The 25783-nt window shown below is 64.0% G+C and carries 27 protein-coding genes; 10 read left to right on the top strand and 17 right to left on the bottom strand.

Annotated elements, in window-relative coordinates:
- The 6 genes from ACIPV6_RS07405 to ACIPV6_RS07380 all read left to right on the top strand — a co-directional run bounded on the left by ACIPV6_RS07405 (position 1) and on the right by ACIPV6_RS07380 (position 6800).
- A complete protein-coding gene (locus ACIPV6_RS07405) occupies positions 1 to 723 on the top strand; it encodes a cache domain-containing protein (protein ID WP_400270254.1) in 723 nt (240 codons plus the stop codon).
- 239 nt (positions 724 to 962) lie between these two features.
- Positions 963 to 2348 (top strand): protoporphyrinogen/coproporphyrinogen oxidase, encoded by a 1386-nt coding sequence (locus tag ACIPV6_RS07400; RefSeq protein ID WP_400270253.1) that lies wholly within the window; start codon positions 963 to 965, stop codon positions 2346 to 2348.
- A gap of 43 nt (positions 2349 to 2391) precedes the next feature.
- Positions 2392 to 3294 (top strand): 4-hydroxy-tetrahydrodipicolinate synthase, encoded by a 903-nt coding sequence (gene dapA, locus ACIPV6_RS07395; protein ID WP_400270252.1) that lies wholly within the window; start codon positions 2392 to 2394, stop codon positions 3292 to 3294.
- A gap of 3 nt (positions 3295 to 3297) precedes the next feature.
- Positions 3298 to 4785 carry an alanine/glycine:cation symporter family protein gene (locus ACIPV6_RS07390; RefSeq protein WP_400270251.1) on the top strand — a complete coding sequence of 496 codons (1488 nt, stop codon included), beginning with the start codon at positions 3298 to 3300 and terminating at the stop codon, positions 4783 to 4785.
- A gap of 27 nt (positions 4786 to 4812) precedes the next feature.
- Positions 4813 to 6300, top strand: a complete 1488-nt coding sequence (locus ACIPV6_RS07385; RefSeq protein WP_400270250.1) for an aldehyde dehydrogenase family protein — start codon at positions 4813 to 4815, stop codon at positions 6298 to 6300.
- Positions 6301 to 6374: 74 nt separating this feature from the next.
- Complete coding sequence (locus ACIPV6_RS07380; RefSeq protein ID WP_400270249.1) at positions 6375 to 6800, top strand: hypothetical protein; 426 nt, start codon at positions 6375 to 6377, stop codon at positions 6798 to 6800.
- A gap of 101 nt (positions 6801 to 6901) precedes the next feature.
- Here ACIPV6_RS07380 and ACIPV6_RS07375 read toward each other — a convergent pair whose 3' ends face one another.
- From ACIPV6_RS07375 to ACIPV6_RS07355, 5 genes are all read right to left on the bottom strand, one after another.
- On the bottom strand, positions 6902 to 7771 hold the full coding sequence (locus tag ACIPV6_RS07375; protein WP_400270248.1) for a substrate-binding periplasmic protein: 870 nt from the start codon (positions 7769 to 7771) through the stop codon (positions 6902 to 6904).
- A gap of 78 nt (positions 7772 to 7849) precedes the next feature.
- Positions 7850 to 8512 (bottom strand): amino acid ABC transporter permease, encoded by a 663-nt coding sequence (locus tag ACIPV6_RS07370; protein WP_400270247.1) that lies wholly within the window; start codon positions 8510 to 8512, stop codon positions 7850 to 7852.
- Entirely contained in the window at positions 8512 to 9159 is a 648-nt protein-coding gene (locus tag ACIPV6_RS07365; protein WP_400270246.1) for an amino acid ABC transporter permease, read from the bottom strand. The genes ACIPV6_RS07370 and ACIPV6_RS07365 overlap by 1 nt, the downstream gene beginning before the upstream one ends.
- 3 nt (positions 9160 to 9162) lie before the next feature.
- Complete coding sequence (locus ACIPV6_RS07360) at positions 9163 to 9957, bottom strand: amino acid ABC transporter ATP-binding protein (protein ID WP_400270245.1); 795 nt, start codon at positions 9955 to 9957, stop codon at positions 9163 to 9165.
- A 224-nt stretch (positions 9958 to 10181) separates the two neighbouring features.
- Positions 10182 to 11531: a flavin monoamine oxidase family protein gene (locus ACIPV6_RS07355; RefSeq protein WP_400270244.1), complete on the bottom strand. Its 1350-nt coding sequence runs from the start codon at positions 11529 to 11531 to the stop codon at positions 10182 to 10184.
- A 161-nt stretch (positions 11532 to 11692) separates the two neighbouring features.
- Between ACIPV6_RS07355 and ACIPV6_RS07350 the strand changes: the two genes are divergently transcribed.
- Positions 11693 to 13030 (top strand): GntR family transcriptional regulator, encoded by a 1338-nt coding sequence (locus ACIPV6_RS07350; protein WP_400270243.1) that lies wholly within the window; start codon positions 11693 to 11695, stop codon positions 13028 to 13030.
- A gap of 72 nt (positions 13031 to 13102) precedes the next feature.
- Here the strand turns inward: ACIPV6_RS07350 and ACIPV6_RS07345 are convergent, their stop codons facing one another.
- The 11 genes from ACIPV6_RS07345 to ACIPV6_RS07295 form a co-directional block, all read right to left on the bottom strand.
- On the bottom strand, positions 13103 to 13855 hold the full coding sequence (locus tag ACIPV6_RS07345) for an iron-sulfur cluster assembly protein (protein WP_400270242.1): 753 nt from the start codon (positions 13853 to 13855) through the stop codon (positions 13103 to 13105).
- On the bottom strand, positions 13852 to 15090 hold the full coding sequence (locus ACIPV6_RS07340) for an NAD(P)/FAD-dependent oxidoreductase (RefSeq protein WP_400270241.1): 1239 nt from the start codon (positions 15088 to 15090) through the stop codon (positions 13852 to 13854). The genes ACIPV6_RS07345 and ACIPV6_RS07340 overlap by 4 nt, the downstream gene beginning before the upstream one ends.
- Positions 15087 to 15416: a Rieske 2Fe-2S domain-containing protein gene (locus tag ACIPV6_RS07335; RefSeq protein ID WP_400270240.1), complete on the bottom strand. Its 330-nt coding sequence runs from the start codon at positions 15414 to 15416 to the stop codon at positions 15087 to 15089. Before ACIPV6_RS07335 ends, ACIPV6_RS07340 begins: the two co-directional genes overlap by 4 nt.
- 5 nt (positions 15417 to 15421) lie before the next feature.
- Complete coding sequence (locus ACIPV6_RS07330; RefSeq protein WP_400270239.1) at positions 15422 to 16432, bottom strand: hypothetical protein; 1011 nt, start codon at positions 16430 to 16432, stop codon at positions 15422 to 15424.
- Positions 16432 to 16743 carry an MmoB/DmpM family protein gene (locus ACIPV6_RS07325; protein WP_400270238.1) on the bottom strand — a complete coding sequence of 104 codons (312 nt, stop codon included), beginning with the start codon at positions 16741 to 16743 and terminating at the stop codon, positions 16432 to 16434. Before ACIPV6_RS07325 ends, ACIPV6_RS07330 begins: the two co-directional genes overlap by 1 nt.
- Positions 16740 to 17045 (bottom strand): toluene-4-monooxygenase system B family protein, encoded by a 306-nt coding sequence (locus tag ACIPV6_RS07320; RefSeq protein WP_400270237.1) that lies wholly within the window; start codon positions 17043 to 17045, stop codon positions 16740 to 16742. Before ACIPV6_RS07320 ends, ACIPV6_RS07325 begins: the two co-directional genes overlap by 4 nt.
- A gap of 2 nt (positions 17046 to 17047) precedes the next feature.
- Positions 17048 to 18565 (bottom strand): toluene monooxygenase, encoded by a 1518-nt coding sequence (locus ACIPV6_RS07315; protein WP_400270236.1) that lies wholly within the window; start codon positions 18563 to 18565, stop codon positions 17048 to 17050.
- Positions 18566 to 18584: 19 nt separating this feature from the next.
- Positions 18585 to 19085 carry a nuclear transport factor 2 family protein gene (locus ACIPV6_RS07310; protein ID WP_400270235.1) on the bottom strand — a complete coding sequence of 167 codons (501 nt, stop codon included), beginning with the start codon at positions 19083 to 19085 and terminating at the stop codon, positions 18585 to 18587.
- Positions 19085 to 19552 carry a nuclear transport factor 2 family protein gene (locus tag ACIPV6_RS07305; protein WP_400270234.1) on the bottom strand — a complete coding sequence of 156 codons (468 nt, stop codon included), beginning with the start codon at positions 19550 to 19552 and terminating at the stop codon, positions 19085 to 19087. The genes ACIPV6_RS07310 and ACIPV6_RS07305 overlap by 1 nt, the downstream gene beginning before the upstream one ends.
- A 29-nt stretch (positions 19553 to 19581) precedes the next feature.
- On the bottom strand, positions 19582 to 20601 hold the full coding sequence (locus ACIPV6_RS07300; RefSeq protein ID WP_400270233.1) for a DJ-1/PfpI family protein: 1020 nt from the start codon (positions 20599 to 20601) through the stop codon (positions 19582 to 19584).
- A gap of 72 nt (positions 20602 to 20673) precedes the next feature.
- Positions 20674 to 20880, bottom strand: a complete 207-nt coding sequence (locus ACIPV6_RS07295; protein WP_400270232.1) for a hypothetical protein — start codon at positions 20878 to 20880, stop codon at positions 20674 to 20676.
- A gap of 127 nt (positions 20881 to 21007) precedes the next feature.
- On the opposite strand from ACIPV6_RS07295, the gene ACIPV6_RS07290 reads away from it, so the two are divergent.
- Positions 21008 to 23422: a LuxR C-terminal-related transcriptional regulator gene (locus tag ACIPV6_RS07290; RefSeq protein ID WP_400270231.1), complete on the top strand. Its 2415-nt coding sequence runs from the start codon at positions 21008 to 21010 to the stop codon at positions 23420 to 23422.
- Positions 23423 to 23440: 18 nt separating this feature from the next.
- On the opposite strand, the gene ACIPV6_RS07285 is transcribed toward ACIPV6_RS07290, so the two are convergent.
- On the bottom strand, positions 23441 to 24385 hold the full coding sequence (locus tag ACIPV6_RS07285; RefSeq protein ID WP_400270230.1) for an AraC family transcriptional regulator N-terminal domain-containing protein: 945 nt from the start codon (positions 24383 to 24385) through the stop codon (positions 23441 to 23443).
- A gap of 199 nt (positions 24386 to 24584) precedes the next feature.
- Here ACIPV6_RS07285 and ACIPV6_RS07280 point away from each other — a divergent pair, with 199 nt between their 5' ends.
- Both ACIPV6_RS07280 and ACIPV6_RS07275 read left to right on the top strand, forming a co-directional pair.
- Entirely contained in the window at positions 24585 to 24974 is a 390-nt protein-coding gene (locus ACIPV6_RS07280; protein WP_400270229.1) for a nuclear transport factor 2 family protein, read from the top strand.
- 21 nt (positions 24975 to 24995) lie between these two features.
- Positions 24996 to 25685 (top strand): type 1 glutamine amidotransferase domain-containing protein, encoded by a 690-nt coding sequence (locus tag ACIPV6_RS07275; protein WP_400270228.1) that lies wholly within the window; start codon positions 24996 to 24998, stop codon positions 25683 to 25685.
- Positions 25686 to 25783: the final 98 nt, after the last annotated feature.

The raw sequence follows: 25783 nt of genomic DNA, 5'->3' as shown, positions 1-25783 counted from the left end.
GTGACGGTTGTACATGAAACCCTCCAGCGAACCGCGCAGGCAATCTCAACAAGTGTCGGAAGAGTCTTCGAGGGCCTTGAAGAAATCGCAGCGTCGGTTTCCGCGGTTGCTGCATCGGCGCCGGGTACTCCCCGCCGCAGTGCTTATTCCTACTTGAAGGCAGACTTTGCGGCTTTCATCGGGAGCCACTCTGCACTCATTGGCGGCGCCGGGATTGCGTACGCACCCGGCAGCCTCCCCGAGGCGCATCTCTGGTTGGAATGGTGGCGGGCCGGGCAGGGAGCGGGAGAACCCCGGTTCGTGACGCACGACCTCAACTCTGAGTCGCTGAATTATTACGACTACACCAGCAGGGAGTGGTTCACGGCTCCGTCGGAGAGTGGCCACTCCGTGGCGGTGGGACCGTACGTGGATATCGGTGGTATCAACGTCAACCTCATCACGCTCTCCGCGCCCGCGTCGACGCCGCAGGGGACGCACGTCCTGGGATGCGACCTGGCCCTCGCAAAACTCGAAGGCGTTTTCCTTCGCGCCCTGAAGCTCCGGGATCCTTCCGTCATCCTTCTGGGCCCGAATGGTCGGGTCATCGCCTCCAACGATGCTGGAATCGCCTCCGGCACACTGTTTCTGGAAGAGGACATGGAACGCGTGGATCTCTCCCTGGACATCGCTTCAGGTACGCCGGCCAGGATGCCATGGAAGTTGATCTCGCTGAAGCAGTAGACCCCTCCGCGAAAAATGCCCGCCGGTGCCCCGCGCACCTGGCGGGTATTTTTTTACCCAAAAGACCTATTGCATTAATCATACAATGATGTATCTTTTATATGTGACCAGGCGCACAAGGCTCTGGGATGCACCTCATAGAAGCCTCTCCAGGAACTGGCGGAACCGATCTCCAGCTGCCGAGGAAGACAGCACAAGGGTCCGCGTACCGTGATCCCCTAACAAGGAAGTTCAAGCTCATGAAAGACGTAGTTATTGTCGGCGGCGGTCTCGCTGGTCTCTCGGCAGCGTGGCGGTTGCGGCACTGGGACACCCTGGTGCTCGAGTCGGAACACCGCGTTGGTGGCCGCATCCGCTCTGAACGCCGCGGCAACTACTGGTTGAACTGGGGCGGCCACGTCTTCGCCGGTGCCGGTTCCTCCACTGACTCCCTGCTCAACGATGTTGGCGTCACCGCGGTGCAGATTCCCGGTTCGCTCCAGGCGCTGTCCATGAACGGGAAGTTCATCAAGAAGGGGCACATCGCCACTTACCCGTTCCGTATTCCGATGTCCCTGTCGTCCCGCTTTGACACGCTGAAGGCCGGCATGAAGGTTGTCAGCGGCGTGGCCAAGTACACGGGCGTGGTCCGCAAGCGTGCCGGCGAATCCGGTGCCATGCGCCAGCAGCGCATCTACGACTTCGAGAACTCCGCCTCGTTCCAGGACTTCATTGGCAACTTGTCCGAGGATGCCGCTGCATTGTTCAAGACCACCGTGACCCGCTCCGCCGGGGACATGGACCAGATTTCCGCAGGTGCGGGCATCGGCTACTTCAGCCTGGTCCTGGGAATCGGACAGGGACTGAGCCAGGGCATCGTGGGCGGCCCGTCCACCCTGACCGAATCCATCGCCGCTGCATTGGGTGACCGGGTCCAGCTGGGTGCCACCGTCAACGAGGTAGTCCACAAGCAGGATTCCGTAGTGGTCCGGTACACCCAGGGCGGAGTGGACCGTGAAGTGGAAGCCCGCACAGTGGTTCTCGCAACCACGGCGGACGTATCCAACAAGATCGGCGTGGACCTGCCCGAGGAACTCCGTGGCGCACTGAGCCAGATCAAGTACGGCCCGCACGTCAGCACGGCCTTCCTGACCAACGAGACCTCAGCACGTCCCTGGGATGACATCTACGCCATCGCGGCCCCCAAGCGTTCCTTCGCCATCGCCCTGAACCAGGCCAGCATTGTCCGTGGCACGGAGACCGTCCGCAAGCCCGGCGGCAGCTTCATGACGTTCTCCCCTGCGGCGCTCGGCAAGGCCCTCCTGGACAAGAGCGACGACGAGGTCATCAAAACCCACCTCGCCGACCTCGACCAGGTGTTGGGCGGCGGCTTCGCCGACAGCGTGGTCGAAGCCCAGACCGACCGCTGGCGGGTGGCATCCCCTTACTGCTTCCCGGGCCGCGCCAAGCTCCAGTCAACCCTGATGCGCGGCACCAACCGCGTCTTCCTGGCCGGCGACTACCTGGGCACGCTCTACACCGAAAGCTCCATCACCACCGGCTTCTCTGCCGCGCAGGAAGCAGCCAGCGTGCTCGCAACCCACCGCCAGGCACCCCCGGCAACAGGCCTCTCGGTCGTCGCCTGAAACCCCTGAATACCTACAACACACGTACTGAAACGAGGAATCCATGTCCAAGGAACTTCGCGGCGTTCTGACCGCTCTCTCCACCCCCTTCAACCAGGACGAGACGATCGACGTCGAAACCCTGCGCAAGATTGTGGACCGCTCCATCGATGCCGGCGTCGACGGCGTTGTCGCGGCCGGCTCCACCGGTGAAGTCGGCGCCCTGTCCTCTGAGGAGCGCCTGCTCCTGATCAAGACGGTCATCGAACAGGCGAATGGCCGCGTCCCCGTGATCGCCAACACCGGTGCCACATCCACGGCCGAGGCCATCCGTCTCTCGAAGGCAGCCGAACAGCTCGGCGCCGATGTCCTCATGCTCATCACGCCGTACTACGAGCCGCTGACCCTCGAAGAGACCGTCACCTACATCAAGGATGTTGCCCGCTCGGTCAGCATCCCGGTGATGCTCTACAACATCCCGCCGGTCACGGGTATCAACCTGGACCCGGCAACCGTGCGCTCCCTCGCCGAGGAAGTGGAGAACATCCGCTACATCAAGGACTCCAGCGCCAACTGGGAGCAGGCACTCCAGCTCATCCACCACCACAGCGACGTGATCGGAACGTTCATTGGCTGGGACGCGTACCTCTACAGCGCCCTCGTCGAAGGCGCGGCAGGCGTCATGGCCGGCACGGCCAACGTGGTTCCTGACGAGATTGTTGCCGTCACCCGCCGGATCAACGAAGGCGACCTTGCAGGTGCCCTCGAGCTGTGGAAGGCCGTCTACCCGGTCATCGACGCGCTGCTGTCTTCGCCGTTCATTCCCGCGGTCAAGGCCGGACTCACCCTGCAGGGCCTCCCCGCGGGATCGCCGAAGCGCCCCACGGCAGACCTCGACGCCGACCAGCTCGCCAAGGTGCAGCAGGCGCTGGCGAAGTTGGCCTCGATCAAGCAGAACATCGGATAACGCATGGGTGACTTCGACTTCGCGGAGTTCTTGTCCGGCGTTTCCGACGTGATCTGGGCGCCCATGGCCTACGTTGTCCTGGGCCTCGGCATCGCCTATTCCGTAGCCACCAAGGGCATCCAGTTCCGGAGGATCCCGGACATGCTGCGCCAGCTTAAGGAAACTGAACACGGCGATGGCGGCCTGTCCTCCTTCCAGGCCTTGGTCCTCGCTTTGGCCAGCCGCGTTGGCGTGGGCAGCATCGCCGGTGTCGCCACTGCCGTCAGCGCCGGCGGCCCCGGCGCCCTGATCTGGATGGCTGTCACCGGCTTGGTTGGTTGCACCGTCGGATACGCGGAAGCCGCACTGTCCCAGGCCTTCAAGCGCCAGGTCCTCGACGAGGACCGCAGGAAGGCCAACGAGGACATCGGCGGCATGCCGTACTACATCAAGTACGGCCTGAAGCTCCCGAAAGTCGGTGCAATCGTCGCAGTCCTCGGTGTGATCGGGTACGGATTCGTCTTCCCCGGCCTGCAGGTGAACACGATTGCCGCCAGCGCAGAGAAGGCCTTCAGCTTGCCCACCTGGGCTCCGGCGATCCTGGTGACCGTGTTGATCGGCCTGGTCATCATCGGCGGCACTACCCGCGTCGTCAAGGTCACCCAAGGACTGGTCCCTGTCCTGGCCATCGGCTACCTGCTCCTGGCTTTGGCGGTCATCGCCATCAACGTGGACAAGGTCCCGGATGCAGTTGTCCTGATCTTCCAGTCGGCCGTCGGCATCCACCCCGTCATGGGCGGCATCGCCGGTGCAGCAGTGGCCTGGGGTGTCCGCCGTGCAGTCTTCGCGTCCTCGAACGGCCTCGGTGAGGCCACGTTCGCGGCTGCTGCGGCACGTACCTCACACCCCGGCAAGCAGGGCCTGGTCCAGACCTTCAGCATCTATATCGATGTCCTGCTGATCTGCATGGCCACCGGCTTGATGATGGTGGTTTCGGGCAAGTACAACGTCTCCGACGGCGCCGGTGGCTTCCTGGCGAACAACCTCCCGGGTGTTCCTCCCGGAGCCAACTGGGTCCAGGAAGCGATCGATACGATGCTCCCGGGCTGGGGCGCGGACTTCGTCGCCGTCGCGGTTTTGCTCTTCGGGTTCACGTGCCTCCTGGCCTATTTCTACGTGGCCAATTCCAACCTCCTGTACCTGCTGGACGGCCGGACCGGGACTGGTTGGAAGAACATCCTGAAGATCGGAACCATGGGCATCGTGTTCATCGGATCAATCGTCAACGCAAAACTCATCTGGGCCGCGGGCGACATCGGTTTGGGCCTCATCGCCTGGGTGAACCTCATTTGCCTGGTGTTCCTGTTCCCGCTGGTCCGCAAGATCTACCGGGACTACGAACGCCAACGGAAGCTCGGCCTGGATCCCACCTTCGATCCGAAGGCCTTGGGCATCGAAGGAGCCGACTTCTGGGAACACGAAAAAGAAAAGTCCGCCGCTGCCGTCAAGTAGCCCCAACGCAAAGGAATTGAGCACACCATGACAACCACAGAAACATCCTTGTTCACTGTCCGGCGCGGGGGCGCCTTCCCGGCCCCGTCGCTTCCGCCCTTCGGCCAGTTCATTGGCGGCAGCTTCGTGCCCTCCACCTCCGAGGAAACGGTCGACGTCGTCAACCCGGCTACCGAGGAAGTCATCACCCAGGTGCCGGCCGGCTCCCTTGAAGATGTGGACGCCGCCGTCGCGGCTGCCGTCGCAGCGAAGGCGGAGTGGGCAGCGAAGACGCCAAAAGACCGCTCCACGATCCTGCTTCGGATCGCGGACATCGTCGAGGAAAACCGCGAGCTGCTGGAAAACCTGGAGGCCGCCAACACAGGCAAGCCTGCTACCGTGGCCGAAGATGACATTTCCAGCGCGATCGACACCTTCCGTTTCTCCGCAGGCGCTGCCCGGGCCTTCACCGCGCTGGGTGCCGGCGACTACGCGGAAAACCATACCTCCGTGGTGTTCCGCGAGCCGGTAGGTGTGGTCGGTGTGATCACACCGTGGAACTACCCGCTGCTGATGGCCGTTTGGAAGATCGCACCGATCCTGGCTGCCGGCAACACCCTGGTGCTCAAGCCGTCCGAGCAGACACCGCTGACTACCTTGAAGCTCGCTGAGCTGATCGCAGGCGAGGTTCCCGCCGGCGTCGTCAATATTGTCACCGGACCCGGCCGGGTGGTGGGCAACCGCCTGTCCGAGCACCCCGACGTCGACCTCGTGGCAATCACCGGCAGCGTCGGCAGCGGCCAGAAGGTGGCCGCCAACGCCGCTTCGACGGTCAAACGCGTCCACCTTGAGCTCGGCGGCAAGGCGCCCGTGGTGGTGTTTGACGACGCCGACCTGCAGGCAGCTGCCGAGGGTGTCCGTTCTGCCGGTTTCTGGAACGGTGGCCAGGAATGCGGCTCTGCGTGCCGCGTGCTGGTGCACGAGTCCGTTGCGGAGAAGTTCACCGAGCTCTTGGTGAAGGAAATCAGCGCGATCACCGTAGGTGCGCCCGGGGCCGACTCCGAAATTGGTTCCATGATCTCCAAGTCGCACTACGAGCGGGTCCTGGCCGCGCTGGATGACATCCGCAAGGACGGCCACACCATCGCTGTGGGCGGCAACGCGTTGGAAGGGCCGGGCTACTTCATCGAGCCCACTGTGGTGACCGGTGTCCCCGCCGGTTCCCCGATCACGTACAGCGAAATCTTCGGACCGGTGGTTTCCGTGGAGACCTTCAGCACTGACGAGGAAGCCGTCACCCGCGCCAACGAGACCGTCTACGGCCTGGCGGCGTCGGTGTGGACCAACAATGCACAGCGCACGCTGACCGTGCCGCGCCAGCTCGACTTCGGCACCGTCTGGGTGAACTCGCATCTGGTCATCGCCAACGAGGTTCCGTGGGGCGGCTTCAAGGGCTCCGGCTACGGCCGCGACCTGTCCATCTACGCCCTGGAGGACTTCTCCCGTACCAAGCATGTGATGTACAACCGCGGCTAGACAGCCTGCACAGGGCATCACAGAGCGCGCACCCGGACATACCCGGGTGCGCGCTTTTTTGTGATACTGGGTCCGTGGAGCGTTCGAACGTCGATGTAGATGATTTCCTGGCCTTGCCTTCCTCTCCTCCCGCGTTGAGCCAACTCGATGCCCTGATCCGCGAAGAACTCGCCGGGCTTGAGCGCGTCCTCTGGGAAGGTCCGATGTGGGGTGGCACTGAGCAACGGATCATCGGCTACGGAGCGATCAGCCAGCCCCGGCCCAAGGGTGAGGCTGTTGACTGGTTCCTGGTGGGTCTGGCTGCCCAGAGCCGGCATCTCAGCATTTACGTCAATGCTGCGGGTGAGGGCGGCTACCTGGTGCAAAGCTGGGCCAGCGAGTTGGGCGACGTGAAGGTGGGGGCTGCGGCGATCACTTTCAAGGATCCGTCGCGGCTCCACGAAGAAGCCCTCAGGCGACTTTTGCGTCGGGCACGGGAACTGGCCCCGGACGCCCGCTGACGACGGCTGGGTCTTCGCCCTGGGGTGGGGCGGAAACGCAAAGGAACGACGCCGGGTGGTAGCCCGGCGTCGTTCCTTTTGTTCTGTTTGGGGTGCTGCTGTTAGAGCAGGCTGGGCTCGCCCGGCTCGCCGACGGAGGGGTCGATGCCGTACTTCTCGAGGATCGACTTGATGGTGCCGTTTTCACGGAGCTTCTGGATGTCCTCGTCCAAGGCTTTGCCGAGGGTGTCGTTGTCCAATGCGGACGGCAGCATGACCTGGCCTACACTGGCGAACTGCGGGACGTTCGCGTTCGGCTTGACGTCCACCACGGTGGCGCCTTCGATCGGGGCGTCCTTGAAGCGGTACTTGGCGGAGGCGGCGGAGGCCACCAGGGCGTCGATGCGGCCTGCCTTGAGGTCGCCGTAGATCGATTCGTCGTCCTGGTAGATCTTAAAGTTGTCGCCAAGCCACTTCTGCATGGAGTCGTTCCAGAGGTTGCCCGCCACGGAGCCGATCTTCTTGCCCTGCAGGTCGTCGCTGGTGAGTCCGGTCTTGGACACGATGGCCTGCGGGTCGCTCCAGAGCGGCGTGCTCAGGTAGACGATCTTGGTACGTTCCTTGGTGCGGAGCCAGTTGCCGGATCCGATGTCCACGCGCTTGGACTGTACGGACGGAATGACAGCGCCCGCGCCGCCGGAGGTGCTGACGGTGACCTTGAGGCATTCCATCTTGGCGATTTCGGCAATGAGGTCCCCTTCCATGCCCGTGACGGAGTCGCCGTTCAGGATGGTGGCCGGGGCGTAGTCGTAGCTGGCTACGGTGAGTTCGCCCTGCGTGAGGGTCTTGAGGTCCTTGTGGGCGGGGGTGCAGTCGCCGGAGCCGGCTGAGGTGTCGCCGCCGCCTCCGCAGGCTGCGAGGGAGAGGGCGACCAGGCCGGCGGCGGTGCCGGCCGAAAGTACGCGCACGAGGGAACGGGTTGTTCGGGACATGGTGACTCTTTCTTTTACTTGGGGTGTGTCCCCGGGTGGGCTGATGCGAAACGGTGGGGCTTGGTTGTGGTGCGGGTGTTAGTTGCGTTGGAGGTGGCGGCCGAGGCGGTTTTCGAGGAGTTTGACGGCTGCGAGGAAGATGAGGGTGAGGGTGCCGTAGATGATGGCGGTGAGGGTGTAGACGGAGAGGTATTCGAAGGTGATGGAGCCGATTTCGAAGGCTTTGGACATGAGTTCGGGGACGGCGATGACGAACGCGAGGGCGGAGCCTTGGAAGACGAGGACGGCCAGGCCGGCTAGGGGTGGGGTGGAGATGCGGAGGGCTTGGGGGAGGATGATGAGCCGGAAGCCGGTCCAGCCGCGGAGCCCGGTGGTGAGGGCTGCTTCTTTTTGGCCGAGGGGTACTGAGGCGATGCCGGCGCGGAAGTATTCGGAGGCGTAGGCGCCGGTGTTCCAGGTCAGGGCGATGATGGCGGTGGTCAGGGAGGTCAGGGTGATGCCGGCGTCGGGGAGGCTGAAGTAGAGCAGGTAGAGCAGTACCAGGGCGGGGAGGCCGCGGCCGACTTCGACGAAGAGGAAGCTGATCCATTGCAGGGGTTTGAGTTTGGCTTCGGCCATGACGGCCAGGAGCAGCCCGAAGGGGAAGCCGAAGAGGAGGGAGAGTCCGGTGAGTTGGAGGCTGACGCCCAGGCCTGGGGTGAGGTTGGGCATCCAGCCGAGCCATTGGTTGATCAGGTCCATCACGCTACTCCGATCTTTCTGCGCAGTTTCAGGTCCACGCGGCGGGCGATGAGCGCGACGATGAGGCTGATGATGATGTACAGGGCGCCGGCGACGACGAAGGAGAGCAGTCCTTCGTGGGTTTGCTTGGCTGATTGTTGGGCGTAGTAGGTGATTTCGCGGACGCCGATGGTGGAGGCCAGGGCGGAGTCTTTCAGCAGTCCGATGCCGTAGGTGGCGATCGCGGGCAGTGCGACGCGGAACGCTTGGGGGGTGATGACGTGCGCGACGGTGGTGATGGAGGACATGCCGAGGGCGTGGGCTGCTTCGCGTTGCCCGTCCGGGATACTCAACAAACCGGAGCGGTAGATTTCGGCCATGAACGCGGAGGCGATGATGGAGAACCCGATGATGGCTGCCTGGATGGTGGTCAGGCGGAGCGCGTATTGGGGGAGGCCGAAGTAGATCAGGAACAGCCAGGTGATCGGGGGGATGACCCGGACGATGTTGATGTACAGGGACGCGGCGGTGCGGATGATTCCGATGGGGGAGCGGGCCGCGCCGACCAGGACGAGTCCGATGATCCCGCCGAACAGGAGTGAGGCTCCGGTGACGTAGAGGGTTTGGCCGACGCCTTGGGCGATGGAGGCCAGAAGTTGGGTGATCATGGCTTACCGGTCCAGGACGGCTTTGAGGAACTGGCGGGTGCGTTCGTTCTCCGGGGCGGACATGACTTGTTCGCTGGGCCCGATTTCCAGGACCCCGCCGTTGCCCATGACCATGATCCGGTCCGAGACGTCCCGGGCGAAGTGCATTTCGTGGGTGACTACCAGCATGGTCATGCCTTCATCGGCGAGGTCCCGCATGACGGCGAGGACTTCGAGGCCGATTTCCGGGTCCAGGGCCGAGGTCGGTTCATCGAACAACATCACCTTGGGGGACAGGGCCAGGGCGCGGGCGATCGCGATGCGCTGCTGCTGCCCACCCGAAAGCCTCGCCGGGTACGCGGCGGCTTTGTCCGGCAAACCCACACGCTTGAGGAGTTTGTTGGCGACTTCTTCGGCCTGGTCCTTCGAGGAGCCCAGGACCTTGCGCTGGGGGAGGGTGATGTTTTCCATCACGGTCAGGTGCGGGAACAGATTGAAGCTTTGGAACACCATGCCCGTGACCCGCCGCAAGTGATCCAGGCTGGCCTTGTCCGGCAGCCGTGACCCACCAGCGACGACCGTCGCGCCGCCGATGGAGATGGTTCCCTCCGAGGGTGTCTCCAGGTAGTTCAAGCACCGCAGGAACGTGGACTTGCCCGCCCCGGAAGGCCCGATGATCGAAACCACCTCACCCTCAGCCATGGACAGGTTCACGTCCTTCAAGACCTGGATGACCCCGTACTTCTTACCCAGCCCGGCCACCTCGACCTCGCCAGTGAGCGCCGTAGGGGGAGCTTTCGTGCCAAAACTTAAGCCCATTTCTGGTTCCTTCGATTAGATGACTCGTATGAGCTTCCGAGCGTCCCGCTGATGTGGACGTCTTCTGCAGAGGCCAAATGTTGGCCTGTACCGATCCGGCCCGCTGGTGCTTGGTGGCGGAGGGTCGGTGTGAAGTGGACCTCAAATGCCTGTGGTCCTGATCACATCTAAAGAATACATTATTGAATGATTAATGCAATAGGTTCTGGACGTCATTTTCGAAGTCAGGAAACCTGTGCCGAAACAGCGTTCAGAATGTGCTGGCTGACCCTCTGGGCCTCGGCGTACGCTCCATGCGTTCCGGCCGTTTCGGAGGAGTAGTCGCCAGCGAAATGCAGGGTGTCGGCTATCGGAGCCTGCAGCGCCGGAAGGGCGGCGGCACGCGTAGGGGTCAGCAGGGAGAAGCAGTGCTCCCACGACTGGATCTCGGCGCCGACGATGTGTCCACGTAACTGTGGTGCAACAGCGAGGAACTCCTCGAGCCACTCTTCGAGCACGCCGGAGGAAGGGTTGTTGGCTTCCTTGATATACCCGGCCGTATTGCCGTAGCAGACGAATTGGGCCGTGCCGTCCTTGCGGCCGGGCCGCGGGTTGATGACCACGTCGAAGGCCCGTCCGGCGGCGGCAATGAAGGCCCAGTCGTCAATGTGGGCAAGCTCCGGCGAGCTGATGTCCACCACCACTCCGAGTTCGGTGGAGCCGGGTGTCTGAACCGCATTCAGTGCTTCAAGCTTCCAATCGGGCAAGTGGACCATTCCGGCAATCCTTGGGGCAGGGACGGACATGATCACGTGCTTCGCAAGGACATGCAGGCGCGAATCGATACCAGATGCTGCGTCTCCGGGGCCAGCGGTTGCAGTATTCACGCTCCAGGTCCCGTCGGCATTCTCCGTGACGGACTCCACCCGGTGGTTGAGGAGCACTTCCGTGTGCTGCAATGACCTTGCCAATGCCGAGGGAATCGCCTCCATGCCGCCCAGGGACACCACGCGGTTCTTCTTTTCCTGCACCAGATAGCTCGCGAAGTACCGGAGTGCGTAGGTGGCGCTGAGTTCCGACGGCGGAGCAACAGACCCGCCCCTGATGGCTGCCGTCAGCAGTTCCTGGACATCCTTGGGCAATCCGTCGATTCGTGATTGGGCTGATTCGTCCCCGAAGCCCGACGTCGCCGGCCGGAGTTGGCCATCCACGGTATTGGCGAAGTATTCCGAGCTCGCCCGCTGTATGAATGTCCGCAATGCCTCCCGGGATTCTTCTGAGAGGGGAAGCCGGTTGACCAAGTCATCGTTGTCATTGGCGACGACGGTCTCTCCGTTGACATGCAGGCCAAAGGTGGTGGGTTCAAACGGCGTCAGCGGGACGCCGAGTTCCAGGGCCAGTTCATGGGAAGCGGTTCCCGCGTAGACGAACATGGCGCCCATGTTCACCGGTTCCCCAGCGATGTCCACGGTCTTCGCGCGCCCACCGAGCCGCCCGGTTTCCTCCAGGAGCACCACTCGCTGGCCAGCGCGCTCGAGGTTGTAGGCGGCGGCAAGTCCGGCCGGACCTCCACCGATGACGGCGACATCGTACATAGTGCTCTCCTTGAAGTGCGCTTGGGGGTTTGGGGAATCCGTGGTGCCGGATCCCAGGTCTCCATGATTGGTGGCGCACTAGGCGAAAGAAATAGCTATGCCGGCAACAGCTCCGGAAATGAGTCTTTGAGTCACACTGTGCGCTTGCCTAGACTTGCCGCATGGTGGGTGATGGCGATCGGCGTGAGCTCAAACGTGCGGTCCTGACTGCGCCCCTCTGGATGCAGTCAACCAAGAGTTCCAGCCGACAGGTGGCCGAAGCAGTGGGCGTGAGCCAATCGTTCGTTGCCCGGACGTGGCGGGAGGTCTCGGGGCCTGACTCCTTGGTTGGGTCCATCAGTACCCTGCTGGGCGAACGACACATGGTCCTGGTTGGTTTCGCCGTGGGACCCACAGGATCATGCCTGGTCCTGAGCCCCGTCCGGGCAGCCCGCGTGCGGTATCCCGCAGGGCTTTCCGCGAACAGCAGGAGACGGGCACGCGCGATGCTGGCCGCCGATCTTCTCCGAAGCTCCGTGGAGGAAAAGGGTGCCACCGGACAGGACGGGAAGTTGTGGGCACTGCTGTCCTCCAATGGCCTCAGTCTTGACGATGCGATCATCCTGGCCAGTGGTGACTTTGCAGCTCCAGCCGGGCACGAACCGACCGTGCGGATCAACGATGCCTGGCAGTGGCAAAAGCTGGTTACGGCCTTGGACATGCTCCCGGAAGTGCCCACCGGAGAGCACCTGGCCGACCTTGAGTGGCGTATCCGGCGCTGGTATCACGGCGGGCGGATACCCTTCGCGTGGACCATCGACCGGAAGCACACTGCCACCGCGGAAGCCCGTCACGTGGACATTGCGGAGCCGTGGACCGTCCTGGCCGAGGACATTCTGGGTGCCATCCGCCAGGGGCTGGTGGATGGCACGTTCTCCGGGGAGAGCGAAATATCCATCGGTAGCCTGAGCCGCCTGCTGGGGGCGCCGGTGAGGGATGTCCGTTCCGCTATCCGGGCCCTCACCGAAGACGGCCTGGTCACTGCAGCCAGGTCCGACTCCGTGGTGGTCCGGGTACCCACCCTGGATGACATCACGGAAACGTACATGGCCCGCCGTGCCTTGGGGGCAATCGTGGTCAGGGCTGCCAGCCGGTGGAGTCCGGAAGCCCGCTCCCGCGTCAGGAAACACCTCGAAGAACTGGAAGACAGCGTCCGCCGCAATGACGTAGCGAGGGCCCACCACTTGGACATGGACTTCCAGATCGCCTTGTTCGAGTCCTCCGGCCTCAGCCGGATTCCAGCCATCATGGAGACGCTCACCAAACAGGCCTTCATGCACTTCGCTGTCCTCGGTGCGAGGTACACGTTCTCGCCCAGGAAGATCCTGGAGCAGAATACGGCAATCTTCGAGGCGATCGATGCGGCCGACCTCCGTGCAGCCACCATCAGTTGGCAGACCAAGATGGAAGACGGCCTCAGCTACCTCGCCCAGCACATCAAGGCCATGAGTCACCACTGAAACCGCGTTGCGGGGCCTGCTCTGCGCCCTAAGAATCACTTGAAGCACGCAAAGCAGGCCCCGCAACGCAACTTAGAAGGCAGAAAAACCGATGGCCTGGAGCTGTTCGCGGCCGTCCGGAGTGATGTCCGACGGCCGCCAGCTGGGCACCCATTCCCACTGCACCTCGAAAGTAGTGCCGCGGGAGGCCAACGCAGCCCCGATGTTGCGCTCCATCACGTGTGACAGGGGGCAAGCCGCCGAGGTGAGCGTCATGGTGATGGTCGCGTGGCCTGGGTTCTCCACACGGATACGGCGGATGAAGCCAAGGTCCACCACGTTCACGCCGAGGTCCGGGTCGATCACCTCGTACAAGGCTTCCAGCACCGCGGTCTCTTCCGGAGTCTCCACCACGGGTTCGCGCTCCACCTTGACCGGTTCGGGCCGGACAGCCGAGCGGGTGACCGGGAACGGCAGTGCCGTCACGGAAGCCAAACCGGCAGGTCGCAGCACAATGGTTACTTCGCTGGTGGGGCTGGAGATCCAGTCAGCCACGCCATGTGCCTTGCGCCGGATACGGACAATGTCCTCTGCCGCCACGGCGGTTCCTGCATAAAGCACCAGCGTTTGCGGTGCCAGCCCCGCCTGCTGGGCATGGGCCAGGGCCTTATCCAGGACGCGGGCCAGTTGCTCGCTGGTGGTTCCAGGCCCGAAGCGGAGTTTGGCCCGGGCTTCTTCCGCAGGCTTTCCCATCACCCGGGCAAGTGCCGCGGAAGCTTCCGGTTCTGCGATCCGGAGCTGGGGCTCCCGGACCATGATGTCTGTAGTTTCTGCCAACAGGGTCATGCTCGCACCTCCCTTTGCGGCTGCCGGGTTCTCTGCGGCAGCAGGCTTTTCAATGGAAACTCCTCGTCGGCGAGTTGTTCCCCGGTGACCTGGTGGGGCACGGCCATGAGCTTGCGTGCCTGCAGCAGGTCTTGTGGCCGGTTCAAGGCAACCATTGCCCTGATCTGTCCTTCCACAACGGAAAAAATCGAGAAGGAGCGGCCGGCAACCGAACCACGGACCACCCGCGTACCTCCGTCGGCATAGCCCAACGACTGCAGGTTGTGGTCATACTGGTGCGACCAGAAGTAGTGCTCCTCGGTGAACGGTTCCGATTCCCCCAGGAGGTTCCGGGCCAGGTTGGCGCCGTGCCTCATGGCAGTGTCGTGGTGTTCTACCCGGATCCGCCGCTCGTACCGGGGATGGTAGCGGGCGGCAACGTCGCCGATCGCGTACACGTTTGGTGCGCTGGTGCGGCCATGCTCATCGGTGAGGATGCCGTCGTCGACCTTTATCCCGGCCTCGGCCGCAATCTCCGCATTCGGCACGGAACCGACGCCCACCAGCAGTTCATCGCATTCGATGACGGCCCCGCTGCTGGTGTGGAGCTCCAGGCCGAAGATGGTTTCCGTCATGGAAGTGACTGTCTCCTCCATGCGCATCTCCACGCCTTGCTCCCGGTGGATGTCCAGCATGGCCTGACCGATTTCCGGTCCAAGGGACCGGAGTGGAAGCGGGCCTGGGCTGAACACCGTGACGCGGGCACCGCGGCCGGTGGCAACAGCCGCCAGCTCGCAGCCCACGAATCCGGCACCCAGGACGGCCAGGTGGCGGCCTGGTTTGATCTGGGCGCCAAGGCGCTCGGCGTCGGCGATGGTCCGCAGAACGTGGACCCGCTGCCCACCGAACCCGGGCAGCGTCTTCGCGCGTGCGCCGGTGCCGAGCACCAACGAGTCGTAGTCGAGCGAGCCGCCGTCGGAGAGGAACACCCGCCGTTCGGCCACGTCCAGGCCCACGGCCCGGGTTCCCAGCAGCAGGTCCACATCGTTGTCCGGGTACCAGCCTTCGTGGTTCACCTGGAAATCCGTGCAGTCGAACGTGCCGGCCAAATACTCCTTGGACAGCGGCGGACGCTCGTACGGGAGGTGTTCCTCGTCGGCCACCAGGACGATGTCGCCGTCGAACCCGGCGCCGCGGAGGCCGGCGGCGGTGGCGGTGGTAGCCACCCCGCCGCCGACCAGGACCACCCTGTTCATGGGATGCTCACCGAAATGGTGCCGTCCTCATCGTTCACCTGGCACGGGTACTGGGTCAGGTGATGCGTGGACGGGTTGATGCCCTTGGCGGTGCAGACATCGAACTCCCACAGGTGCTGGGCGCAGGTGAGTTTCCTGCCGTCGAGGTCGCCGTCGTCCAACGGCCACTCCTGGTGGGGGCAACGGTTCTTGAACGCCAGCACCTCGCCGTCGTTGTTGACCAGGAGGACTGATTTGCCTTCAACCTCGACGGCGGTCATCTCGCCTTCCCAGAGGTCGTCGATGTTGGAGACTTCGTGCCACGTCTGTGGGATTGTTTCGCTCATTTCGATCAGCTCACTTTCTCTGCCATTTCGAAGATGTCCTGGTGGTACTGCGCGCGGGAGGTCCGGGCGCCTGCAACGGCTTCCGCCGCCGAAATGCCGAGCAGCGGGGCAAGCCCCTCAACTGCGGCGTCCGCCAGCTCCGACCAACGGTTGCTCCACTTGTGCAGCGGAGCCTCGTTGGATGGGCGCTGTGCCAGCGCATACTTGGCCAGCGCCCCGCTCCAGCGGTTGCGCCGGTTGCTGTCCTCCGCAAGATGGTTGGACAGCAACCAGGATTGTTCGTCGCCGTTGGCCCGGCTGACCTCGCCGAACTGGCGGATCAGGAGATCGTCCAGGGTCGGTCCGAGGACGAGGTTCAGCGAGGTGAAAGCCTCACCCCAGTCGTAGGCGATCAAGGCCCGTTCGATCGCTTCGCGCGCCGGCTGCCAGGCAGGGTGCTGCTCCCAGATTTCGCGCTCGCGGTCTCCGATGCCGGATTCGGGATGGGCGATCTGCAAAGCCCTGGTCCGGTAGGCGATGGTGGTGACGCGGCGCAGGAAGTCGGCATTGGCATAACCGGCTGCGGACGTCACGTAGGAGCTGGGGCCGATGAAGCCAACGTAGGCCTCGGCCTGCTGGAACCCATGGACCAGGAAGCGGGACGGGGTGAAGAGGGAGCCCAGGATCTCCAGTTGCTGGGCAGACAGGGAACTGTCCGCTCCGGCGTAACTTTCCAGGACTCCGTCGAGCTTTGTCTGTTCGCTGGCCTGCAGGTTCACATAGGAGCGGTAGGCGATCTGGTCCGGGTCGCGGAAGTCCTCCCAGTTATCGGCCTGGAACGGCGAGTTCTCACGGTAGGTGAGGAACCACAGGTTGCCCGGCGACGAGGGGTTCTGCTCGAAGACGCTGGACTTGCCGCTGCGCGTATTCCAGTTCTGTGCGTGGGTGACAATCTCGTATTCGCTCGGCAGCCTGCGGACATCGCCGAAGGCGCTGAACGTGCGGAGCTTGCGCTGCCGCGGTGCGGGGGCGTTCATCAGTTGCTTCCCTTCGTGGCGCCGGCCTTCGCGGACTCGGCTGTTTGCCAGATGATGGAGTCGCTCTCGGTGGAGACGCGGCCGGAGAAAGAGGACATGACGACTTCCAGCGAACGGATGCGGTAGTCCGGGCCAAGGTGGTCCTGCAGCGTCGGTTCGGTGAGGACCAGCTTGTCTTCGGCCTGGACCCGCACGTACGCACCACGGTCAATGACCTCGATCTCGGTGTCCGGATTGTCGTCCTCCAGGGCGGAGATGATCTTGTCCACTTCGTCACCGATCCTGAAGACCGGGCCTACGGGGTTCTTCATGATGCAGCTCCTGACGTGTCGTACTCCACCGCGACGAAATCGAGGGCGGTGATGCCGGCTTCTGCCACGGTCATGTAACCGGGCAGCTTGCGGCCTTTGTGGACCACCACCTTGGGGTAGGGGAGTGCCCGCACCCGGCGTCCTTCGGAGTGGTGGGCGACGGCGGCGGCTACCTCGTCCATGGTGTTGGCCGTGGTCACGGGGACCAGGATGGCCACGAAGTCCGTGGAGAAGATGGCGTTGAGCGGGACAAGCTCCGGTGCCCGGTCTTCGACGCCGAGTTCGATCTTCTGCTCGGTCATGGCTAGCCACCCACCCGGATGAGGCCACTGGCTTCGCGGCCCACATAGTCCTTGGTCCAGGCCGCATAGTCCGGGTCGTCGCCCATGACGTCCGGGGTCAGGCCCATGTAGCCAAGGATGCCTTCAACGGTCATCGGCTGGATCTGGCCGGCCAGGAAGCGGTCAACCAGGGTCTGGTGGTTGACGTTGTCGCGGTCCTTCCACCAGATCTGGCGGCACGCGATGCTGCAGAAGTGGATCTTCTTGCCGTTGTAGTCCAACGAGTGTTCACGGATACGCCATGAACCGTCCCGCGACTGCGTCGGGTTGCACATGGGCAGGTGGCACGTGGAGCACAACCACGGGAGGGTTTCGGGCAGCGTCGCGGCAACGTTGTTCGCGTTGACGTTATCGATGATGGTGTCCCACTTGTCGCCGTATACGGCCTCCCAGTTGGGGTACTTCTCGCGCAGCCAGTCGCGTTCGTCCTTGGAGACACCCGCGGTCGGCTTCCACCACAGGGTGGGCCGCCACCACCACAGGCCCATGTGCAGGCTGTGGTGCCAGGTGTCCAGGCCGCGCATGAACTCATCCCAGAACCACGGCTTCTTCAGGCCGTAGTCCTCGATGGTGCGGACGAACTGGTCAACGATCCATTCCTCCATGAATTCCCGGTAGGACTGCTTCCGGTGCTCCAACGGGGTGTAGTAGTCCATGGCCGGGCCGGTGAGGGCGGCAAAGGCGCGGGCGTTGGCCCAGAAGCCCTTGTCGATGACCCACTGGGCGCGCTGCGGATCGTGCTCGATCAGGATCTCCAACGTGGCAACGCCCTGCTGGGAGTGCCGGGCTTCGTCGGTCTGGATGGAGGAGATCATGCTGGCGAAGTTGATGTCGCCTGCCTGCAGGGCGTCCGCGGACAAGGCCACGAACTGCAGATTGGTGAAGCCGGTCTCGAACGTCAAAGGCAACATGAGTGCGCAGTCCACGGCGTTGGACGTGGTCATGAACCCGTCGAACAGCGTACGCAGGGCCACCGGGACCCAGTCGTTGGTGCTGTACGTCTTTTGGGTCCAGTCGAACTGCGGATCCTTGGCCACCAGTTCGTGGCCGAAGAAGGTGGTGAGCGCGTTGTGCCGCAACTCGTCCAGCTGTCCGTAGACCGCCATATTCCGCCAGGCCGCGTTGAGGCCGAAGCGGGCCATCTTGAGTTCGGCGAGCATTGCCGTGTACTCCACCTGGGCCACGCCACCGAAGTGCATCTTCGTCGATGACTTCCAGCCTTCGTCAAGGTGGTCGAACGTGGATGTGCGCTGCAGGGCGGCCTTGACCGCGTACGTTGCGGCTTCCTTTTCGCGCTGCGTGTACACGTATTCGGGGTAGCTGACCTTGTAGCCCTCTTCCCACTTGAGCCAGGCTTCCCGCGGGACCTTGCCGGTTCCGGTCAGCCAGTCCGGGTAGACGGCCTCGTCATCCACATAGGACAGGGTCCAGTCGGTGTTGCGGACGAAGTCCTGCCATTCTTCTCGTTTGAGCAGAGCCATGGTGTGTTCTCTTCCTCTCTTAGTCGACTTCGAGGTGGCCGAGTTGTCGGTTGACACCTGCGTTGTCCCAATAGGCCCGGATGCTGTCGATCAGGCCGTGATCGTTGACGTGCATGATGAACAGGTGCGGTTCGGCGAAGTACTGCCCCTGGGAGGTGATGAACCCCCACGCGGATTGCTGCGTGCCGTTGATGTCGCAGGAAACCACGACGTCCCCGTTGTCATTGCCGTCGATGTGGTAAATCTCGTTGCCCAGGTTGGGGAACGCGTTGATCAGTCCGCTCCAGATCACGCGGCCGATGGTGCGCACCTTGCCGTCGCCGCGGACCACGCGCTGCTTGGCCCAGACCTCGAACGGGATGTAGGAGAAGTCCGCGTTGTCGGTGCACAGATCGGTCATGGCGACGACGTCGCGGCGGCGGTACGCGTCAAAGAATTCAGTCACGACGGCGACTGCCGCGCCTGCCGTCATGGGGGCCGTCGTTGGGGCTGTCCCTGCGGGAGTTTCCAAGAGTGTCATTACGCATTCACCTTCTGCTGGACGATCGTGACTTGGTCCTGCCGTTTCACTGCGAGCCGGCGGTAGAGCTGGTTCTGGCACCAGTAGGCGTCGATTCCGGTGATCTGGCTGTTGTTCTCCTCGCCGGAAAGCGTGAACCGCCACGCCACGTCCAGATCCAGGTGCTTCTCCTGGTTGATCGCGCCGAGGAAATCGGCGGCCTGCGTTCCTTCGATCTTGAACTCGGCAACGATCACCCGGCCCCGTTCCAGTTCGATCACGTTCTTGACGGTGACCAGCAAATCGGGGAAGGCCGCCACGATGTCTTCCAAGAGGCTACGGACTACGCTCTTGGTTCCGTCCACCACCAGCAGCGGATAGACCGTCACCTTGGCGTCGTCGGAAACCGTGGAGAGTGCTGCTTCGACGTCCTTGAGGCGGAAGCCGTTCAGGAATGCGTCGACGGTCTGCCGGGGACTAACGGACATGGTTGACTCCTTCAGGGTTGTTGGGACGCTCATGCCAGTGCCAGGGCTTTCACCACGGCGTCGGCTGTTGCTTCGGTGGAGTTGGGGTTCTGCCCGGTGATGAGGTTCCGGTCCACCACCACGTGCGACGCCCAGGCGTAGGGCGCGTCGTCGAAGATCCCGCCCGCGTTCTGGAGGGCGTCGGCCAGGAGCCATGGCATGCCGAGCATTCCGATCTGGTTCTGCTGCTCCTCGTCGTCGGTGTAGGACGTGAAGCGGTAGCCCTCAAAAAGCCATTGGCCGTCGTGGCGTTCCGGTGCGGACAGCAGGAGTGCCGGGCCGTGGCACAGGGAGGCAATGGGTGCTTCCTTTTCGTGGAGGATGGCCAGCAGCCGGCCCGCGTCCGGATTGTCGTGGAGGTCCACCATGGGGCCGTGGCCACCCGGGGCAAAGACGGCGTCAAAGTCGCCGAGCTCTTCCTCGCTCAGCGACGACAAAGCCACCGGGTTGTTGAAGCCGGGGATGGTATCCAACCGGGCCTTGCGTTCCTTGGCCACGGCGGAGCTGGCTTCGTCCAGTTCCGTCACTGCTGCCCGCAGCGCCTCCTCCGACAGGCCGCCGGTCAGCCCCTCGGCAACCATGACGTCCTCGAGCTTCCGGTTTTCCTGCCACGCAGCCTTCGCAGCCCGGCTGACCAGCTGGTGGGCTTCCTGCTCGGACAAGCCGTTATCCACGAGCAGGGCAGCGATCCTGCGCGAGGCCACGAGTTCCAGCTCCGTGGTGTGCTGCAGGGTGATCCGGATGTCATCGGGATCGTGGTGGAAGGTCCGGTACACCGAGGCGAAGTAGTCTCTGTCCTTGTCCGGGTAATGAAAGATGGGCTCCAAGCCGTAGGGGTCCGCCACCGGCGGCCGGCCATCGGGAGTGATCACCACAACGTCGGCACCTGCCGAGACGAAACGCTCATAGGACTTGAGCGCTTCCTCGGCCCAGTAGCCGGTGGGGTGCCCGGGGCTGTCGCGGAGGTCGATCTCCTGTGCGCTGGAGACAACGAAGGCGATACGGGTCATGAGTAACTCCTGGTTATTAGGGATGTAGATTCCTGCTGCGATGTTGCGGATTCCTGTGTTCCTCGGGAGGCTTCACGCAACTGCCCTGGGCCGCTCGGCCGGGGACCCGCCGTCGTCCGCTTCCAGGCAGTCGGGCCAGACCTGGCAGTCGCTCCAACGGTCCCAGCGGGCCCCGGGGTGCCCGAACTGCCGGGCGCCGGACTGCAGGCCGCTGGACCGCAGAGCTGCCGCGGTTTCCGTCTGATGCGGGTGGAACCCCGATGCGCTTCGTTGCTTCATCGTTGTCACCTTCCTTGCCTCCCCCAGTCCGTTTGTGTGACTTCAGCCTGCTCCCTTCACGGACGTTGCGTATGGGTGAAACCACCCCCTTCACTACCTGTATTGTGTGGAGCATCACAGGAGGGTTATGAGCACCACAGCACTGGTCGGGCACCTCCCCGGTGGCCAGGACCTCACGAGTTTTATCGGTCGACGGCGGGAACTCGCCGACGGTCGCGACCTCATGTCACGCTCCCGTCTCCTCACGCTGGTAGGACCCGGCGGAGTGGGTAAAACACGGCTTTCCATGGAGCTTGCCTCGCGCTCGCGGAAGGGATTCCACGACGGCGTATGGTTCGTCGAGCTGGCGGCGCTGGAAGACGGATCCCTCATCGGATCGCAGGTTGCCACGGCCCTGCGCCTCGCCGACCAGTCCAACCGTGCGCCCCTGGACCGGCTCGCGGACTTCCTGCGGGACCGGCAACTCCTGCTGGTCCTGGACAACTGCGAACACCTGCTGGATGCCGTAGCGGCGGTGGCATCTCAACTCCTGGACCTGGCACCGGGACTGCGGATCCTCGCCACCAGCCGTGAGCCGCTGGCCATCTTCGGCGAGCAGGTCTACACCGTCCCGCCCCTCGCCGCGCCGGACGAAGCCACGCTCGGCGAAGGTTCCCTGGAAGCGTTCGACTCCGTGCGGCTGCTCGCGGACAGGGCCCGCAGCGTGGACCCGAACTTTGAGATCGCGGACGATAACCGTCGGGCCGTCGGTCAACTCTGCCAACGGCTGGACGGGATCCCGCTGGCCATCGAACTGGCCGCATCCAGGCTGCGCTCGCTGTCCGTTGCGCAGCTCGTGGAGCGCCTGGACAAGCGGTTCGACCTTCTCACCGGCGGCAGCCGTGTTGCCATTCCGCGCCAACAAACACTGCGGGCTCTGGTGGACTGGAGCTACGAGCTGTGCACACCGGCGGAGCGGACCCTGTGGGCACGGCTCACAGTTTTCCCAGGCGGCTTCGACCTCGAAGCGGCAGAGGAAGTGTGCGGCTTCGGGGACATCAGCAGTGGGGAGGTCCTGGACCTGCTGGACCACCTGGTAGCCAAGTCCCTGGTGCTGTCAGAACGTCCGGGAGGCTCGGCCAGCCAAGGCGGAAACCGGCAACGCTACCGCCAGCTCTTCACGTTCCGCGAGTACGGGGCCGAGCTCCTGGACGCCCTGGGCGAGACCCAGGAACTCCGCCGTCGGCAACGGGACCACTACCTGGACCGGGCGGCACGGATGGTGGCTATGTGGTGCGGGCCGGACCAGGCCGAAAGGCTCGCGGCGGCCCGGCGGGACCACGCCAACCTGCTCTCCGCGCTGGACTGGTCCGCGTCCACGCCCGGGGAGGAACTGGCGGGTACCCGGCTCGCGGCGCTGCTTCGGTACCACTGGCATGCCGGCGGCAACCTGAGCGACGGGCGCCGGTGGCTGGACCGGATGCTTGCGCTGACCACGGAACCCACCGCCGAGCGCGGCGAAGCGCTCTGGGCCGGTGCCTGGATCTCCCTGGTCCAAGGCGAGAGGAGCGCTGCGGCGGGCTATTTGGCGGAGTGCCGGCACGTGGCGAGCCTCCGAAACGACGCCCTGCTCAACGGGCAGGCCGATCACTGGGACGGGCTCCTCCACCTCTTCAGCGGCGACCTTCAAACGGCCATCCCCATGTTCAAGGACGCCATCGCGGCACAGCGTGCTGCCGGGGACACCATGTCCGCCCTCATCGCCACGTTCCACCTGGCCTGGGCGCAGGCCTTTGCCGGGCCTGAGGAAGCGCAGGCGGGCCTCGAGGCGTGCCGGGCGGCCATCGTGGAGAGCCAGGAACTGGGCGAGTTGTGGGCCAAGGCGTACGCGCACTGGGTTTCGGGACTGTGCTTGCGGCACCTCGGCGACCTCGACTCCGCCTTGCAAGCGCATGTCCGGGCCCTGGAGATCGAACGGGACTTCCTGGACGGGATCTGCACGGCCCTCACCATGGACGATGTCGCGTGGACCCTCGCGACGCTCAAGCACTACAAGGAGGCCGCCACCGCCCACCACGCGGCGAGGGCTGTGTGGAAGGGGTTCGGCACGTCGATCGCGGCGTTCGGCCCGCATCTGGAAGGCGACAAGGACGCGACGGCGGTCCTCCTGAAACGCGCATTGGGCGAGGACCGTTTCGAAGCCATTGGCGTGGAAACCGGTGAGCCTGCGGAAGCGAAAGCCATCGACATTGCGCTGGGGCTTGTGCGCGCCGTGACAGCCCCGGCGCAGCCCAAGCAGCCACGCGCCGTACGGGACGTGAAGTCCGACGGCGGGAGGCCGGCGTCGGGCGCTGCCTACCGGGCGCCCGCGGGGCCGGCCCTGACCAAGCGGGAGTTCCAGATCGCGGGGCTCGTGGCCGAAGGCCGCAGCAACAAGGACATCGCCGCTGAGCTGGTGGTATCGCCGCGGACGGTGGACGGGCACCTGGAGAATATCCTGGCCAAACTGGGCTTCACATCGCGGACCCAGGTGGCGGCCTGGTACGCGAGCCAGGCCGTCTGAATCACTGGGCTTTCCACGTCACTGGGCCTGTTTCAGCAAACCGGCCTGTGCTGCGCCGAAAGCCCGCGGAGAGGCCCCGTAGCGGTCGCGGAATTCGTTGATGAAATGGGACGGGCTGCCGTAGCCAACGGCCCGGGAAATCTGCGTGATGGTGCACGTGTTTTCAACCAGCAGTTCGCGCGCCCGGTTCAGCCGGAGTTCCTTGACGAACTGGTAGGGCGACTTGCCCGTGACATCCCGGAAGAGGTGGGAGAAAGCCGAAGGGCTCATGTGGGCCTGCCCGGCGAGTTCGCCCACTGTCAGGGGCTCGGCCAAGTGTTCCTTGGCGTAGGCGATGACCGCGCTGACCGGATTCCTGGCACTTTCGCTCGCAGCACGTTCCACGAGGCGCGAATACTGCCCGGCCTGAAGTGCCCGGTACACGATCTCTTTCAAGTACGCAGGAGCCAGCACACGGCGGTCCGTGGGTGATTTCAGGGAGCGGAGGAAGCGAAGGATCGCGTCCATCATGTCCCTGTCCAGGGCAGAGAAGAACGCCGGACTTTCCTGGCTTGCCGGCTCGGCAAAGGCAGCCACCCGCCGTTCTTCGAGGATGTGCGCCGAAACCTCGCGAACAAGGCCTGGATCGATCTGCAGGCCGAAGGAAAGGAACGGCTTCTCCGGACTTGCCTCAAGGATCACCGTCTGGAAGGGGACATCGTTGGGGATCGCCAAGTACGTGAACGGATCGTAGAAGTGGTCCGTGCCGTCCATGGTGATGCGCTTGCGGCCCTGGGCTATCACGCACAGGTGGAGCTCGCTGACTTCTTCCCAGACCGGCGCGGCCGGCTCCTCGAAGCGGTAGATCATCAAGCCCGGAAACCCGCCTTCATTGGCTCCGGTCCTGGACGCACGGGAAATGAGCTCGGCGATCAGGTCGCCGGAGGTGATGCGGAATTCGAGGGGGTTTTGGGCCTGGCTCAAGGGGGCTCCGGCTCTACGTCGTTGTGGGCGGGGGAGTGGAGGCCAGCATACGCGCTGGATGGATTGAGGTGTCAAGGGTGCGGTTCGGCCCCCTCCTGCGGAATCCGCAACAGCACGGGCGGAATCTGCAAGCTTTACGCGGCCGGCTTTCCTTAGCGTGGAGCTACACCACGGCTTTTCGGCAGAGAGAAGAATTTTGATGACCATCAACGCCGCCGCAGATGTGGCTGCCTCCGTTGAAACCCTCGAGGCTATCCTTGAAGCCTTCAACGCCCATGACCTTGAAGCCATCATGGAGTTCTTCACCGACGATTGCTCCTTTGACCAGGCTCAAGGCCCCGCTCCCTGGGGACGCCGCCTGATCGGAAAGAAGGCGATCCGCGAGGCTTTCGCGGCCCGGTTCGCAGCCATGCCGGACGCCCACTACGCGGCCGACCGACACGCTGTCAGCGGAGACTTCGGTGTCTCGGAATGGCTCCTGACCGGCACCACCGCCGACGGGCAACAGCACAGCGTGCGCGGCGTGGACCACTGGGAATTCCGCGGGGCCAAAGTGGCCCGCAAGGACGCCTACCTGAAGTCAGCGTGAAACCCAACGGAGAGGAACACCATGAAGATTTTGATCGTCCTGACGTCGCACGGGCAATTGGGGGATACCGGACGCGAGACCGGTTTTTGGCTCGAGGAACTGGCGGCGCCCTACTACGCCTTCAAGGAGGCCGGCGCTGACATTACCCTGGCTTCGCCGCTGGGCGGGCGCCCGCCGTTTGACCCCGCCAGCGCCGGGCCGGACTACGAAACGGACCAGACCCGGCGTTTCCTTGCCGACCAGGATGCCTTGGCCCAACTGGGCCGGACCGTGAAGCTCTCCGAAGTCTCCCAGGAGGACTTTGACACGGTCTTCTATCCCGGTGGTCATGGGGTGGTGTGGGATCTGTCCGAGGATCCGGACTCCATCGTCCTGATTGAAAGCTTTGCCCATGCCAACAAGCCCCTAGCGCTCGTTTGCCACGCGCCCGGAGTCCTGCGCCACGTGAAGGATCCTGACGGCCGGCCCTTGGTTGAAGGCAGGAAAGTTACCGGATTCACCAACACAGAGGAGGCAGCCATTGGACTCACCGAAGTGGTGCCGTTCCTCCTCGAGGACGAGCTCACGGCCAAGGGTGGACTCTTCTCACGCGGGCCGGACTGGGAATCCTACGTGGTCCAGGACGGCCTGCTCATCACAGGGCAGAACCCGGAGTCGTCCCGCGCGGCCGCAGAGGCGTTGCTCCAGGAGCTGAGCGTGCGGCTGCCTTAACGCCAAAACGCGGGTCCACTGTCCAGTGCGCTGTTGCGGAACAGCGAACTGGCAGCGGACCCGCGTGGTCGTCCGTTCACCGACGGACGAGGCCCCGC

Origin of the sequence: Paenarthrobacter sp. NPDC089988 (assembly GCF_044748465.1) — a bacterium.
Classification (GTDB): Bacteria; Actinomycetota; Actinomycetes; order Actinomycetales; family Micrococcaceae; genus Arthrobacter.
The sequence above is the reverse complement of the archived record's forward strand: the minus strand, read 5'-3'. Positions and strand labels throughout refer to the sequence as shown.